Below are 337 nucleotides of genomic sequence, written 5' to 3'. Positions count from 1 at the left end.
GTCTATGGCAACGCCGCATGCAGCCGGAGCGATGGCGTTAATCAAAGAAGCGTATCAAAAAATGGGGCGCAATCTGGAGGGGCGTTCCCTGGTGCAAACAATTAAGGCAGCGGCGATGAATACGGCGGAACCGATTCTTGACCCTCGTGAAATCGCGACCGCTTCCGTAGGTGGCAAAAAGGGGTCGCTGCCATACACTCCGCGCGTTCAGGGAGCGGGCATGCTGCAAACGGCCAAAGCGATCAAGACGCCAGCAATCGTCACTGATCTCAGGGGCAGAGCGGGGGTATCGCTGGGCGAAATCAGAGAATCGACAACCTTTTCGCTCTATCTCGAC

At 56.7% G+C, this 337-nt stretch carries 1 protein-coding gene; it reads left to right on the top strand.

Translation table 11 applies throughout. The annotated features are described in order from the left end of the window. Positions 1-337, top strand: a 337-nt coding sequence (locus tag MXD62_RS10650) for a S8 family serine peptidase (protein WP_248829149.1), incomplete at both ends; no start/stop codon positions are given.

The organism is Frankia sp. Mgl5 (genome assembly GCF_023242985.1).
GTDB lineage: Bacteria > Actinomycetota > Actinomycetes > Frankiales > Frankiaceae > Parafrankia > Parafrankia soli.
Note: the sequence above shows the minus strand (reverse complement) of the source record. Positions and strands in the feature narration are given on the sequence as shown.